At 41.8% G+C, this 13,690-nt stretch carries 15 protein-coding genes and 2 pseudogenes; 9 read left to right on the top strand and 8 right to left on the bottom strand.

The window, feature by feature from the left end; all coding sequences use genetic code 11:
- Window positions 1–35: 35 nt before the first annotated feature.
- The 4 genes from JCM19055_RS10700 to JCM19055_RS23595 all read left to right on the top strand — a co-directional run bounded on the left by JCM19055_RS10700 (window position 36) and on the right by JCM19055_RS23595 (window position 3,216).
- The gene (locus JCM19055_RS10700) at window positions 36–350 is read left to right on the top strand and encodes a cytochrome c (RefSeq protein WP_042359729.1); all 315 of its coding nucleotides are present in this window, start codon (window positions 36–38) and stop codon (window positions 348–350) included.
- A gap of 110 nt (window positions 351–460) precedes the next feature.
- Window positions 461–682, top strand: coding sequence for a twin-arginine translocase TatA/TatE family subunit (gene tatA, locus JCM19055_RS10705; protein ID WP_042359730.1), 222 nt, complete (start codon window positions 461–463; stop codon window positions 680–682).
- 303 nt (window positions 683–985) lie between these two features.
- Window positions 986–2,371, top strand: a complete 1,386-nt coding sequence (locus tag JCM19055_RS10710) for an LLM class flavin-dependent oxidoreductase (RefSeq protein WP_042359731.1) — start codon at window positions 986–988, stop codon at window positions 2,369–2,371.
- Window positions 2,368–3,216, top strand: a complete 849-nt coding sequence (locus tag JCM19055_RS23595; RefSeq protein ID WP_081833618.1) for a sodium/glutamate symporter — start codon at window positions 2,368–2,370, stop codon at window positions 3,214–3,216. The genes JCM19055_RS10710 and JCM19055_RS23595 overlap by 4 nt, the downstream gene beginning before the upstream one ends.
- Before the next feature lie 550 nt (window positions 3,217–3,766).
- On the opposite strand, the gene JCM19055_RS10720 is transcribed toward JCM19055_RS23595, so the two are convergent.
- From JCM19055_RS10720 to JCM19055_RS10725, 3 genes are read right to left on the bottom strand one after another with little or no spacing between them, the layout of a single operon-like run.
- Window positions 3,767–4,702: a hypothetical protein gene (locus JCM19055_RS10720; protein ID WP_042359732.1), complete on the bottom strand. Its 936-nt coding sequence runs from the start codon at window positions 4,700–4,702 to the stop codon at window positions 3,767–3,769.
- Window positions 4,647–4,814: a hypothetical protein gene (locus JCM19055_RS29325; protein WP_265182028.1), complete on the bottom strand. Its 168-nt coding sequence runs from the start codon at window positions 4,812–4,814 to the stop codon at window positions 4,647–4,649. The genes JCM19055_RS10720 and JCM19055_RS29325 overlap by 56 nt, the downstream gene beginning before the upstream one ends.
- A 34-nt stretch (window positions 4,815–4,848) precedes the next feature.
- Complete coding sequence (locus tag JCM19055_RS10725) at window positions 4,849–5,127, bottom strand: hypothetical protein (protein WP_370543087.1); 279 nt, start codon at window positions 5,125–5,127, stop codon at window positions 4,849–4,851.
- 234 nt (window positions 5,128–5,361) lie between these two features.
- Here JCM19055_RS10725 and JCM19055_RS29330 point away from each other — a divergent pair.
- Window positions 5,362–6,089: pseudogene (locus JCM19055_RS29330) on the top strand (twin-arginine translocase subunit TatC).
- A 106-nt stretch (window positions 6,090–6,195) separates the two neighbouring features.
- On the opposite strand, the gene JCM19055_RS10735 reads toward JCM19055_RS29330, so the two are convergent.
- Entirely contained in the window at window positions 6,196–6,387 is a 192-nt protein-coding gene (locus JCM19055_RS10735; RefSeq protein ID WP_042359734.1) for a hypothetical protein, read from the bottom strand.
- Window positions 6,388–6,389: 2 nt separating this feature from the next.
- Window positions 6,390–6,965, bottom strand: coding sequence for a hypothetical protein (locus JCM19055_RS10740; protein ID WP_265182029.1), 576 nt, complete (start codon window positions 6,963–6,965; stop codon window positions 6,390–6,392).
- A gap of 356 nt (window positions 6,966–7,321) precedes the next feature.
- Between JCM19055_RS10740 and JCM19055_RS10745 the strand changes: the two genes are divergently transcribed.
- A complete protein-coding gene (locus JCM19055_RS10745; RefSeq protein ID WP_052366208.1) occupies window positions 7,322–7,735 on the top strand; it encodes a TetR family transcriptional regulator C-terminal domain-containing protein in 414 nt (137 codons plus the stop codon).
- Window positions 7,736–7,792: 57 nt separating this feature from the next.
- On the opposite strand, the pseudogene JCM19055_RS10750 reads toward JCM19055_RS10745, so the two are convergent.
- Window positions 7,793–9,168: pseudogene (locus tag JCM19055_RS10750) on the bottom strand (dipeptidase).
- A 253-nt stretch (window positions 9,169–9,421) separates the two neighbouring features.
- Here JCM19055_RS10750 and JCM19055_RS23610 point away from each other — a divergent pair.
- The 3 genes from JCM19055_RS23610 to JCM19055_RS10760 all read left to right on the top strand — a co-directional run bounded on the left by JCM19055_RS23610 (window position 9,422) and on the right by JCM19055_RS10760 (window position 11,938).
- The gene (locus JCM19055_RS23610; protein ID WP_052366209.1) at window positions 9,422–9,799 is read left to right on the top strand and encodes an MBL fold metallo-hydrolase; all 378 of its coding nucleotides are present in this window, start codon (window positions 9,422–9,424) and stop codon (window positions 9,797–9,799) included.
- A gap of 29 nt (window positions 9,800–9,828) precedes the next feature.
- Window positions 9,829–10,167, top strand: coding sequence for a ComEC/Rec2 family competence protein (locus tag JCM19055_RS23615; protein ID WP_052366210.1), 339 nt, complete (start codon window positions 9,829–9,831; stop codon window positions 10,165–10,167).
- 127 nt (window positions 10,168–10,294) lie between these two features.
- A complete protein-coding gene (locus JCM19055_RS10760; RefSeq protein ID WP_042359735.1) occupies window positions 10,295–11,938 on the top strand; it encodes a glutathione ABC transporter substrate-binding protein in 1,644 nt (547 codons plus the stop codon).
- Between the two features lie 81 nt (window positions 11,939–12,019).
- Here the strand turns inward: JCM19055_RS10760 and JCM19055_RS10765 are convergent, their stop codons facing one another.
- Window positions 12,020–12,832: a PepSY domain-containing protein gene (locus tag JCM19055_RS10765; protein WP_042359736.1), complete on the bottom strand. Its 813-nt coding sequence runs from the start codon at window positions 12,830–12,832 to the stop codon at window positions 12,020–12,022.
- Window positions 12,833–12,996: 164 nt separating this feature from the next.
- Entirely contained in the window at window positions 12,997–13,560 is a 564-nt protein-coding gene (locus JCM19055_RS10770; RefSeq protein ID WP_370543088.1) for a type I methionyl aminopeptidase, read from the bottom strand.
- Window positions 13,561–13,690: the final 130 nt, after the last annotated feature.

Consider the following 13,690-nt stretch of genomic DNA (forward strand, 5'->3'; position numbering starts at 1 on the left):
GCAATCTATGCGATTTTTGAGGAGGAAACAAAGGAATGAAGAAATTCTTAATTATGATGGCTGGTTCTGCTATGTTACTTGCTGCATGTGGTGGCGGAGACGACGCTGGTGAAGAAGGCGAAGAAACAGCTGGCGGTACATACGATGCAGAAGCAGCTGCAAGCCTATATGAATCAAACTGTTTATCTTGCCATGGTGACCAAGGTTCAGGTGCATCAGGTCCTGAAATCGCTGGTATGGATGTTGACTCTGTACTTGCAGCGATCGAAGAAGGTCCTGGAGGAATGCCAGCTGATATCGTGACTGGTGAAGAAGCAGAGAACGTAGCTCAATACGTTTCAGAACAATAATGTACGTAACCTTCTATTTAAGATAGAAGGTTTTTTATTTGGGAAAAATGATGTACTGGAATAGTATTCTTACAGAAAATGGGTACGCTAGGGACAAGGAGGTGATGGACATGAGTCCATTTAATGTTGGGATTCCTAGTTTGATTTTAATTTTGTTGCTTGCCATCTTGATCTTTGGACCCAAGAAATTGCCGGAGATTGGTGGGGCATTTGGGAAGACGATTACCGAGTTTAAACGGTCAACGAGTCAACTCATGGATGATGAACCATCTTCTACACCGGCACAACCGACTAAAATTGAATCGAACCCTACAGATGATTCTAAAGCTTAACCGATGGCTAAGATCATAATGCGGACAAAAAGGTGAGTAGCAACAAGCCTTGCTCACCTTTTTGCGTCAAATACGGAAGCATTCTTATTATCTACATATTGGTAGTGCTACTTCTGTCACGATCTATAAAATCCTGTATTTAAATTTTCTATATATATTGACAATTATAATGAGAAGTAATAACCTATTGAATAATCACCACCTCACTTTTAGTCGTTTGTACTGTTTCGAATCGAAACAGTATTCTTTTTATCCATTAAACCGACTATTCAAGTGAGTATTATATGGATAGGGGTGCCTGACATGACCGAACAAAGAAAAAGAATGTACTTAAATGCGTTTGATATGAACTGTGCAAGCCATCAATCCCCTGGATTATGGGCTCATCCAGATGATCAAAAATCGGTTTCTTATAAGACGGCTGATTATTGGATTGAGTTAGCGAAAACGTTAGAGCGGGGATTTTTTGATGGAATTTTCTTAGCGGACGTGTTGGGGACATACGACGTATACAAAGGAACTAGAGATACAGCGATCGAACATGGAGTGCAAGCGCCTGTAAACGATCCGAGTTATCTTGTACCTCTTATGGCTTCAGCCACGAAGCACTTAGGGTTTGGGTTAACGGTATCGACAACGCATGAGAATCCATATATCTTTGCGAGGCGCATGTCTACGCTTGATCATTTAACGAACGGGAGAATCGGTTGGAACATCGTGACAAGTTACTTAGAAAGTGCGTCAAGGAACATTGGACTAAAACAAGTGAAGCATGACGAACGTTATGAGATTGCTGAAGAATATTTAGAAGTGGTCTACAAGTTATGGGAAGGCAGCTGGGAAGACGATGCGGTGCAAAACGATAAAGAAAATCGAAGGTTTGCTGATCCCAACAAAGTTCATGACATCAATCATTATGGCAAACATTATGAAGTGCCAGGGGCACACTTATGTGAGCCTTCACCACAACGGACTCCTGTCTTGTTTCAAGCGGGAGCATCGAAACGAGGAAAGCAATTTGCGTCGAAGCACGCTGAGTTAGTATTTATTAGTGTTCCAGAAGATTATCTTGCAAAACGCTATGTTGATGAGCTAAATGAGGAATTAAACCTTGCAGGAAGAGATCGTAGTGAAGTGAAAGTTCTGTCCTTATTGACGCCAATCATCGGCAAAACGAAAGAAGAAGCCGAAGCCAAGCGCGAGGCATACAGAAAGTTTGTGAGTCATGAAGGAAGTCTTGCGCTGATTGGAGGCTGGACCGGTATTGATTTTAGTGGATATGAGAAAGAAGATAAAGTGGAATACATTGAAAATGAAGCGATGCGCTCTTCCATTGCAAGCTTTACAAATCAAAATGCTGACGAGTGGACAGTCGGAGAATTTTCGGAGTTCGTGAGTATCGGTGGTCGTGGGAAAGTGATTGTAGGTACAGCAGAAGAAGTGGCAGACCAAATGCAAGAGTGGATGGAGACGACGGGTGTGGACGGTTTCAACATCGCCTATAGCGTTTCACCTGGAACATTTGAAGATTTCGTTGATAATGTGGTTCCAATATTGCAAGAGCGTGGGCTTGTAAGAACGTCTTATGAAGAAGGAACGTATCGAAACAACCTCTTCGGCTATGATCAACTTCCTGAGCACCATGTTGGGCGTACGTACCGGCAGTTGAGTGCTGAGATTAAACAATGATGGAGCAAGTGACGTTAATAGACCTCGTCTTTGATTTTGGTTTGTTATCGTTGTTACTACTGATTGGTGTATGGCTAAGATCGAAAGTAAAAGTCTTGCAAAAGATGTTTTTACCAGCTGGACTTATTGCGGGAGCGCTCGCACTTGCATTTGGGCCAAACGGATTTGGGATTTTGCCGTTTTCTGATGCGATTGCAAGTTATCCTGCGATTTTCTTAGCACTCGTGTTTGCAGCGATTCCACTTGGAGCAGCCAGAGTATCATTCAAAAAAGCTTCCAAGCGTATTCGCAACATGTGGATCTACTGTGCTTTTACGTTCTTAGCGGTATATGGAGTGGGTCTATTGTTTGCTGACGTTCTATTGCGACCGCTCTTCTCAACACCTGAAGGGTTTGGCTTTATGCTCGGTGTCGGGTTTATTGGTGGTCATGGAGGTGCTGCTGCGCTAGGGCACTCTTTCCAAGAGCTCGGTTGGGCAGATGCGACGTCATTAGGTTATGCATCTGCAACTGTCGGCATGTTAGTTGCGATTATCGGTGGCATGATGATTATTAAGCGAGGGACTGAGCAGCGTCACGGTACGTTCGTTACCGATTATAAAAGTTTGCCAAATGAATTGCGAACGGGACTGATTGAACGGGACAATCGTAAATCACTAGGAGAAATTACATTTTCTCCGAATTCGGTTGATCCATTGCTCGTTCACATTGCTTTTTTTAGGTGGCATTTTACTCATTTCTTATGTTCTTCAACAGTTCGTCACAGCTATATTTCCGACAGTTTCGATTCAACTGTTTATTTTCACGCTACTCGTCGGGTTACTCGTTCAAGTATTTCTACGTAAATCGAACGCAGACCAGTATGTCGATAAGCGAACTGTTGATCGAATTAGTGGGACGAGTGCAGATTTAATTGTCATCTTCGGCATTGCTTCCATTAACTTAGCGGTCGTAGGTGCTTATGCAATTCCGCTCGCAATTCTATTAATTTTCGGCATTGCATTTATGTACTTTTGTTACCGGTTGTTAGCGCCTCGCGCTTTCGAGGATCATTGGTTTGAGAATGCGGTGTTCAACTGGGGTTGGACGACGGGAACAACAGGTCTTGGCATTACGTTGCTACGAATTGTTGACCCTGAAGTGAAGACGACAACATTACAAGATTACGGGATTGCTTATCTTGGGATCATTCCGTTTGAGATTCTAACGATTGCCATCGCTCCAGTGTTTATCGTCATGGGATATGGCTGGGTGTACATTATTGGCGCTTTAGCCTTTAGTTCGGTGCTTATGTTTATGGCATTTTCACGAGGATGGTTTTACAGAGAATCAAAGCAGCCGATTCTATCAAAAGGATAAAAACCCGAACCGCAACGTTGCGGTTCGGGTTTTTTATTAGTTTTGGTACAAGGGAACAAATCGTTCTTCCATTACTTTCAAGTAAGCGGAGAGGTCGTCTTGTTTACGTAATGCTTGTGGAGAGAACGAACCATCTACGTTGTAGGCGTTGTTTTGTAACCAAGACTTAACGTCTTCGTTTTGCCAGCTCTTCGTCTCTTGGCTTAGCTTTTGGTACATGCTTGCTGCATTCATATAACTGAGTAGCTCAAAACCGGGTGCCCCGAAGCTACCAGTAGCAAAGTTGTCTTCTTGTAAGATGCCGCCTAAATCGTGAGGGGTTAACAAGCTTAGGTGTTCCCCGGATTTTTCAGCCCAAATGTTCTGCAGTTCTTTAGTCGCTACTTCACCGTTAATGACGGCTTTTTCAATTTCATAGCGCATGAGCAGGTGAAGTGGTTGCATAACTTCACTTGCTTCAGATTTAACAATTGTAAAATCAACCGCATTAATTGCCTCATAAAACTGTTCATACGATACGTGGTCTAATGTTGGAGAGAGACGTTTTTGAATGTCGGCATAATTCAGTTGCCAGAAGCCTTCACTCTTCCCGATGAACTTTTCGAATAACAAGCGATGAGCAAGTTTTGTTGATGGGTCTGTTTCTCCTTGAAGAAGCGTTTCGTAGTTTTGTGAAAAGCTTGCTTCGCCCGCTTCACTGAACAGTTTCGGGAATACATTCCTGAGTTCTGATGTTGCGTAAGGAAAAGCAATTCGAACATCATCGGGTTGTATGGCAACGGTCAAGGAAGTATGACCAGTATCCATTCGACCTGCTTCAAAATCAAACCCTAATCGCTTTAGACCATCATTGAGAAGTGATTGATGTGTGGACTCATCAATATCGTCATAAAGGAAGCCTGTCTTAATTTTCTTGTCAGAGCTTTTGGCATATTGTACGAGTGGTGTTAACTCTTTTTTTGATGCGTTCAAACCATTGGTCGAGTTTTGACGTCGTTAATCCTTCTTGACGAAGTTCAAGAATGGCGTCATAACGGTTCGTCGTATACCCAAGTTCATCAGCAAGGTCCATCTGCCAGATCACGAAGCGATCGAAGAGTGGTCTGAAGTGGGAGAAGTCATTTTTTTTGTCTCGCTTCTTGCCACAGTGCAGGCGCTTTGGCCGCCATTTTCTCATAAGAAGTGTACAGTTTTCTCGGGATTTTATTAAGTCTTGTACTTTCTTTTTGCAAATAGTGAACAGTTGGACGCATTGCTTCTGGAACTTCTTCAATGACGACTTCCTGAAGAAGTGTTGCGTTTGTTTGGCCGGTCATTAGTGTATGTGTACGCTCTGCAAGTTGGCCCATCACGTTTGCACGTGTATGTAGCCCTTTTTTTGGAACCGTGAGTATAATGGTCCCATTTTAATAAAGAAGCACTATGTTCAAGAGTCATTAATTCACTGACGAGGTTGAGCAATTGTTGATGCTCCATTTTTGTTGCTGTCATAGGTTGTAACATCCTTCCAATAGTTGAGTTCAATTCCAGTTTTTACGTAAATGAGGATAACTATTCCTCATTTCGTATGTCAATAAAGAGAGATGGGTAAGTTATGAGGAGACTGATTGAACGTTTGGAGGAATTGAACAATGTCTCAAACAGAATCACTTGAAAAACAACCGGCGTTAGAACACATCACGGTGTTAAGAGGAGCGGTACTTCGCTCACTGTTCGTGTATGCATTTATCTTTATTGTGCTGTTTTTCGCATTGAGGCTTTATATGGATCTCTTAATAGGAGATCGAGAGCTTGTGATGCTTGGCCCATTAGATGCCATCAAATTGTACTTTACACTTGCAGGAGTATTAGGGTTAGGTTTTTGTGCACCGTATTTAGCATTCGAAGCTTGGCGTTTCGTAAAGCCTGCTCTTAGCACAAAAGAAGCAAGTATTTTGTTCCAATACATACCGGCGATTTTTGTTTGTTTTATCATTGGGCTTTGCTTTGGGTTTTTTTTGTTATCCATCCGTTAGCATTTGCGTTCTTAACTGAACTTGGAGAACTTCATTTTGACATGATGATTACGGCTTCGGAATATTTCTCCTTTGTATTAATGGCAACTCTTCCAGCGGGCTTTTTGTTTGAGCTTCCTTTAATTATTATGGCACTCACATCATTTGGCTTGCTCAACCCATACTCACTAGGAAAAGTGCGAAAGTATGCTTACTTTGCTTTGCTATGTATTTCTGTACTCATTACGCCACCTGACTTTTTAACAGATATTCTTGTTGTGATTCCATTCATTTTACTATATGAACTTGGAATTGTCTTAGCAAAGGTCGTACACAAACGAAAAGCACAAGTGCAGGCTGTATAGAGAAGGCGATCTGTGGACAAAACAGAAAATGGCCCAGTTGTTCAACTTGTAAGTGAACGACTGGGCCATTTCTTTATGCATGGATTTGGTCTAATGACCGTGTAACTTAATCGCTCTTCTTTGGTTTTAACACAGACGTGCCGATAATTCCTGCGATTAAAATGATGATTGACGGGACAGAGAATTGATCAAAAAGCTCATCCCCAGGAAATGATGGAAAGGCATCGAGCTGGGAGACTAGGCGAAATACGGTAAGAATAATGCCGATGATTAATAGAACGTTAAAGAACTTATACATCGTTATGCGCCTCGCTTTTTCTTATCTTTTTTTTGGAAAACGTACGTAGCAGAGACAATCGTATCGACGACGAGTATAATGCCCCAAATCATTGAAACGGAATGGAAGGTTTGATTATCGTACGGTGTTGCTTCGTAGCTTTCGCTACCTAACCAATCCAAATCAGTTAAATAATTTGCAGAGTCGTGAATGTCTAACCCACTTAATCCGAAGAACAGGACTTGTACACTTAGAAAGACAGCCACATGTGTCATCCATGTCACGAGGTAATGCTTTGCTTGTACAGTCGGGTCTTTTTGCCTTGCCATTACTTCGTAGTCTTTTGTTGTTAAGAGACGATCAGCATCAATCTTCTTTCGCATCCAACGGTCTAACCGTTTAAAATCGTGAAATCCAAATGTTAGTGCATAGAGTACGAACAAGGAAACGATGATTTGAAAAGCAGCAATTTCACCTGTACGTGCAAATACATACCATGCAAGCACAGCCTCAAATCCGGTTAATGCAATAAAAGCGATAATAAACCCTATTGATAATTGTGTTTTTTTTAGTTTGTATCGACTATATCCGAATAACAATAAGCATAAAAAAACTGATGATTTCGATCGCGATAAAAATTTCCCACTGGTAATGAACCAGGATGTCATTCATAACAGCGTCCCCTTTTTTTTAATTCAATTGAGTTAAATAAAAGATAACACGCCGTGCGTGCATAAAGCAATTTTTTTAATTCGGTTGAATTAAAAAGATGATATACTAAGTACATGCCAAAAATTGTAGACCACGAAAAACGAAAACAAATTATTGCAGAAACGACTTGGAAGTTGATTAGTAAGTACGGAATTCAGCATGCAACATCGAGGAATATTGCAAAAGAAGCGGGGTTATCACAGGCGCTTTGCGGCACTATTTTTCGAAACAAGAAGGTCTGTACGTGTTCGCATTAAATCTCGTGAAAGAGCGATTTATCTCACGATTAGAGAGGGTGAATGAAAAGGGATTAGCACCGATTGAAAAAGCGGTTGCTTATTTACTAGAGTTTGTACCGACAAATGAAGAAACTCGACTTGAAATGGAAGTGTGGTTCGCATTTGTAGCTTATGGAAAAACGCAAGAAGACTTTGATCTAGATCATGTCGGACTTGAAAAAGGTGTAAAAGATGTGATTGTCTTTCTTCGAAAAGAAGGTTACGTATTGAATCACGATCCAACACTTGAAGAAGAAAGCTTATATGCCTTTATTAACGGAATGGCATTAAACTTGTATCTCGAACCAAGCAAAATCAATCGAGATCAAAGTAAAAAGATGATCACTCATTATGTTCAACGAATGATTCATGCAAATTAGAAACGCACACTCTTTTTAAAAAAAGAGTGTGCGTTTCTTCTTAGATTTTCAATTTAATTAAGATAATCCAGTTTTGCTTAGTTTCTCATAGTAGTTGCAAATTGCACGCAATCCTTGATCGAAGTTTTCTAAATGAAAATGCTCATTTGGAGCATGGAAGTTCTCTGACGGAAGGCCAAAGCCATAAGTACGATCGGTAAATCTAGAATTTCACTAAATGTCTCAGCAATTGGAAGGGAACCACCCATACGTGTGTATGCGGTTTTCTCTCCATATACTTCTTCTAGCGCTTCGCCTGCACGTTGAATAGCAGGGTGATCGTATGGCGTTACAAATGGTTTGCCTTTATCAAAAGGTGTAGTCGTAAATGTGACCCCTTTTGGCATATGTTTCTCTATATGGGCGTCCAAACGTTCAACAATGTCATCAGGATCTTGTCCTGGTACGAGGCGGCAACTAATTTTCGCGGAAGCTTCGGCTGGAAGAACGGTTTTAATCCCCTCGCCTTGGAATCCACCGAACATACCATTGATTTCAAGAGTAGGTCGAACCCATGTGCGTTCTAGAAACGAATAGCCTTCTTCCCCGAATAACTCCGGAACTTTCAACTCTTCGATGAGAGCAGATTCATCGTAATTAAGCGCATCATATGCCGCTTTTTCTTCATCCGTTAGTGGGATCACGTTATCGTAAAAGCCTTCCACAGTTACTCGACCTTTATCATCGTGCATACTAGAAAGCAAAGAAGCTAGTGCGTGTAGAGGGTTTTGTACGCCTCCGCCGTAGAGACCAGAGTGAAGGTCGCCCTTTGCGCCTTTAAGGTCAACTTGCAATCCAGCTAATCCTCGTAATCCATAACAAACGGTTGGCTTACCTTTTTCAATCATTGTCGTATCGGAAATGACAAGTACGTCTGCTTTTAGTTTTTCTTTATATTGCTCAACAAAGGCATCCAGGTTCGGACTTCCAATTTCCTCTTCGCCTTCAATCATGACTTTCACATTGATCGGAAGCTCGCCGTGCACAGCTTTGAGTGTTTCAAGAGCTTTGATGTGCATGAACGTTTGACCTTTATCATCGGTGGCTCCACGAGCGTAAATTTTATTGTCACGAATGTCAGGCTCAAAAGGAGGTGTATCCCATAGTTCAATTGGGTCAACGGGTTGTACGTCATAGTGACCGTAAATTAATACGGTCGGCTTATCATCGTGTTGAAGGTACTCACCGTAAACGACAGGATGTCCTTTCGTAGGCATAATTTCAACGTTCTCAAGTCCAATTGTTGTTAGTTGGTCTGCCGTCCATTGTGCCGTTCTTGTCATATCTTCTTTATGCTCAGATAGCGCACTCACACTTGGAATCGATAACCAGTCGCTTAACTCTTTTAAGTGTTGCTCGCGCTTTGCTGCTAATGTTTGTTCAATCGTAGTCATAATCGCCCTCCGTTATGAAAATAAGTCCTATCTTCTATTTTGCCACCAGATGAAACGAAGGGCAAATGTCTGATTGACTCAAACGTTCGTTCGCCTGTATGATTATGCTCATATAAGAGTGAAAAGGGAAGGGTTTGAGTAATGAGGGTAATACAATTGATGTTTAGTTTGTTACTGATCACCGTGTTGACAGCCTGTGACAATGAGTTGAATCAATCAACTACTGAAGAAGCACAGTCAATATCAATGTCAGGTGCAGAAGTCGTTTTTTTATGACGTCGGTCAAGGGGACAGTACGTTACTTCGAGATCAAGAAACGACGATTTTAATTGATACAGGCAGGCATGACGACCCGGCCGTTTTAGAGTATTTAGAGGCTGATGGGGTACAGGATATTGATCTACTCATTCTAACCCATCCTCATGCCGACCACATCGGGCAAGCGGATGTAATCTTAGAGAATTATCAAGTCGAAGAAGTGTGGATGAACGGTCAAGAACATACATCTGCAACGTATGAACGTGTGATTGATGCAGTTCTTGAAAGTGAAGCTGCATATGAAGAACCAAGTCCTGGTGATGTGGCGACGATCGTTGGATTTGAATTTGAGGTTTTAAACCTTATGAGCTAACGAGTAACCTTAACGATGGATCACTTGCAATGCGTGTGACGTATGACGGGGTATCCGTTCTTTTCACAGGGGATGCTGAGCGTGAAGCGGAAGAGAACATGATGCAACAACCAGAATTGTTAGATGCAGATGTTTTCCACGTCGGTCATCACGGCTCTAGCACGTCAAATGGTGAAGCCTTTTTACAAGCGGTTGATCCTGAAGTGGCCATTTATTCAGCGGGCGTTGATAATGAATATGGTCATCCACATGATGAAGTTGTAGAACGCTTTGAAGATCTGGGGATTGAGTTATTCGGAACGGCTGAACATGGTGAAGTGTATGTGATCATTCAAGATGGCGAATGGGAGTTATTCTCAGAACGGTAAAATGCAGGATTATTCCTGCATTTTATTTGGATTAGTAAATATGCTAAAATACATGCTTGTCTGAATAAAGAGAAAAAGCTACAATAGTCATGATCACTTTGTGGGAAAGTTACTAGGAGGGTTAAAAGTGAAAAAATTCAAAAAGCGTTTCGCTAGCGGGGTTGTAGCACTAACGATTGTTGGCGCACTAGCAGCATGTTCAAGCGATGAGTCGGTCGATGAAGACGCGGTAGAACCGGATACAGATGCTGGTGGAGAAGAAACAGACGATGATGTAGAAGGTGACACTAGTACTGCGACTGAAGGCGGGGACCTTCGACTTGCAATGATGAGTGATGCAGTAGACCTTGATCCACACGGATCGAACGACACGAGCTCTTCTCACGTGCGGACGAACATTTACGAAAGATTAGTGAATCATGATGAGAATATGGAATTAATACCGGAGCTAGCAGAAAGCTTCGAGCAAACTGATGAATTAACGTGGGAGTTCGTTCTTAGAGAAGATGTGACATTTACAGACGGCGAACCATTTAATGGTGAAGCAGTTAAGCGGACACTCGAACGAGTTATTGATCCTGATGTTGCTTCTCCAAAAGCTTTTATGTATGAAATGATTGAGAACATTGAAGTGATCGATGATTACACCGTTGAAATTACGACAGAATATCCATTTGCACCACTCGCTGCTAACCTTGCACATGATGGTGGTGGAATGATTAGTCCAAAAGCAATTGAAGAAGAAGAAAATGGTGAGCGTAACCTAGACCTTGAGCCTGTAGGTACAGGACCTTTTCAATTAGAGAACTGGAATCAAGGTACTGAAATTTTGTTAACGAGAAACGAAGATTATTGGGGTGACTTACCAGCAATCGATACGGCATCGTATTTAGTTGTTCCAGAGCAACTCACTCGAATTGGTCAACTTGATACAGGGGAAGTTCACGTAGCAGAGAATATTGAACCAGTTAATATGAGTCAAATTGAAAACATGGAAGGAGCAGACGTGTTATCGGTTGAAAGTCTGCGCCTAGACTATATCGGATTTAACAATGAGTCTGAACCATTTGATGATGTGAATGTGCGTGTGGCAGTTGCAAAGGCCATTGATAAATCTTCAATTGTAGAAGCGATTTATGAAGGGTACGGGTCTGAGGCAATTGGACCATTAAACCCGCTCGTATTTGGCTATAGCGATGGATTAGAGCCCCTAGAATACAATCCAGAAGAGGCACAAGAGTTGTTAGATGAAGCTGGACATGAAGATGGGTTTGACGTATCAGTAATGGTGCGTGAAGAGAATGAATTAAGTGTTCAACTCGCAGAGATCATTCAAGATCAATTGAGTGAATTCAATATTAATGTGACGATTGACCAACGTGAGTGGAGTTCTTTGCTCGATGCATCTGCAAATGGTGAGCATGACATGGTCATTTTAGGATGGACAACAGTAACGGGTGATGCAGACTACGGTATGTACTCTCTGTATCATACAGAAGAACATGGGGCATCAGGTAACAGAACGTTCTATAGCAATTCAGAGGTTGACGAGCTTTTAGAAGCTGCTCGCTCTGAAGTAGACGAAGACGCTCGTGTTGAGTTGTATGCAGAAGCACAACAAATCATTATTAATGAAGCTCCAAAAATCTTCACCGTTCATGATGACTTCCGAATTGGTATTGCTGACAATGTGGAAGGGTTCCTCCAACTATCAACTGGTGTGTTTGATATTTCTGGAGTAACGATTACTGAAGAAGAAGCTGGTTACTAAAAGGTACCCAGTAGTTTATCAACATATTTCAATCAAAAGAGCTTTGCATGGAACAGTCCCATGCAAAGCTCTTTTTGTTTATTAATCATCGATTTCTTGTTCAAGTAGCGTTCCGCTTTCTGCATCCACCACTAGCTCATAACGAACGTTATCTGCTATAATTTCTATTTCGTACATAAATTTTCCATTTTCACGGTCGAGATCAAGATCTTTAATTGTTAAATCTTCACCGAATTGTTCAACGAGAATAGATTCTAATTCGGATCGAGGCATTAGATTGGCATCTTTGAACGCATCAGCTCCTTTTGTTGCAATGGAAGTGTCCATAGAATAGACGTCTCCGCTATTCGCGTCGATGACGATGTCTGTATCATCATCAATTGAGAGCATTTCAATATCGTATACATAGGATTGGTTTTTCATTTCGAGTTCAATTTGGGCGATGTCGGCTAAACCAGTTTGGTTACGGGCAATGTCTTCAGCTTCTTCTTTTGAGATGCTAACGTCTACTGTGTTTTCAGCTTCTAATAAATTCCCGTCAATGTTCAGAATGTCTCCAGTCGCTACGTCAATATCTACGTCGAAATCTTCTTGACCGCTATAGAGCTCAACTTCATAGACGGTTACGCCATCTTCAACATCACGATCAACCTTTTCAATTGTACCGCCGAGTAAATCAGTGGCAATTTGACTTGCTTGTTCTGTGCTGATTTCAGAACTTGTTGACGATGATTGACTTTCATCTTTACTTGAGTCACTCGAGTCATCTCCAACGTTAATAGCAGTTTGGCGGTCGACGGATGATTGATTATTTTCTAATGCTTGTCCTGTTGAGCATGCCGCAATGAGCAATGAACTAGCGAGGATGCTAAAAGCAAATGTTTGTTTTCTCATGGATCATCTCTCCTTTGAGGTTGTAGTTATACAGTACCCAAAGGAGATGAAGATGACCTGAGTTGTTCATTAAAATTTGATGAGAATTCATTTACTGGTTTCGTGATAATACGTTTTCGGGTAAGAAGAAGCATTAGTATAAAACGGTTACGATTCTTGATCGGTTAATATACGTAGACCTTGATCCGTAATGGCGACAGTGTGCTCGAATTGAGCAGAATTAAGACCGTCAAGCGTGCGAGCGGACCACCCGTCTTCGTCAATGAAGAAAAGGGAGTTCCCTCATTAATCATCGGTTCAACGGTAAGCACCATCCCAGGTGTAAGCTCCGTACCTGTACCTGGTTGACCGACATGAGGATAGAATGGCTCTTCATGAATCTCACGACCGATCCCATGTGAAAGGAGGTCTTCGACGACCCCGTATCCGAATGATTCGGCATACGTTTGAATGGCGTATGCGATGTCGCCGGTATAGTTACCAGGTTTTACTTGTTCTAACCCTTTTAATAAGCATTGCTTTGCTACATACACTAAGTGATCAGTTTGTGGCGTTGTACGACCAATACAGTACGTCCAAGCAGAATCACCTTTCCAGCCAGCGACATCGAAAACCGTATCAATCGTAACGACATCACCATCTTTTAATGGTGAATGATCGGGAAATCCATGCGCAATACAATCGTTGACGGAACTACACGTCGCATACGGATAATCTAAATAACCGATTTGTGCGCACTGGGCACCGGACCGTTCTGCGAACTTTTTTTACGAAATGTTCGACATCCATTGTCGTAACCCCAGGTTTTAAGAATTGTCCAAGCTCGCGATGCATCTTTGCGACAAGTTGACTAGGGAT

The organism is Geomicrobium sp. JCM 19055 (assembly GCF_000698185.1).
GTDB lineage: Bacteria > Bacillota > Bacilli > Bacillales > Marinococcaceae > Geomicrobium_A > Geomicrobium_A sediminis.

Excerpts from the sequence above, each read along its gene's own strand:
- JCM19055_RS10735 (WP_042359734.1), bottom strand. The coding sequence starts at position 6,387 with ATGTATAAGTTCTTTAACGTTCTATTAATCATCGGCATTATTCTTACC.
- JCM19055_RS23615 (WP_052366210.1), top strand. The coding sequence starts at position 9,829 with ATGCGTGTGACGTATGACGGGGTATCCGTTCTTTTCACAGGGGATGCT.
- JCM19055_RS10710 (WP_042359731.1), top strand. The coding sequence starts at position 986 with ATGACCGAACAAAGAAAAAGAATGTACTTAAATGCGTTTGATATGAAC.
- JCM19055_RS23595 (WP_081833618.1), top strand. The coding sequence starts at position 2,368 with ATGATGGAGCAAGTGACGTTAATAGACCTCGTCTTTGATTTTGGTTTG.
- tatA (WP_042359730.1), top strand. The coding sequence starts at position 461 with ATGAGTCCATTTAATGTTGGGATTCCTAGTTTGATTTTAATTTTGTTG.
- JCM19055_RS10765 (WP_042359736.1), bottom strand. The coding sequence starts at position 12,832 with ATGAGAAAACAAACATTTGCTTTTAGCATCCTCGCTAGTTCATTGCTC.
- JCM19055_RS10700 (WP_042359729.1), top strand. The coding sequence starts at position 36 with ATGAAGAAATTCTTAATTATGATGGCTGGTTCTGCTATGTTACTTGCT.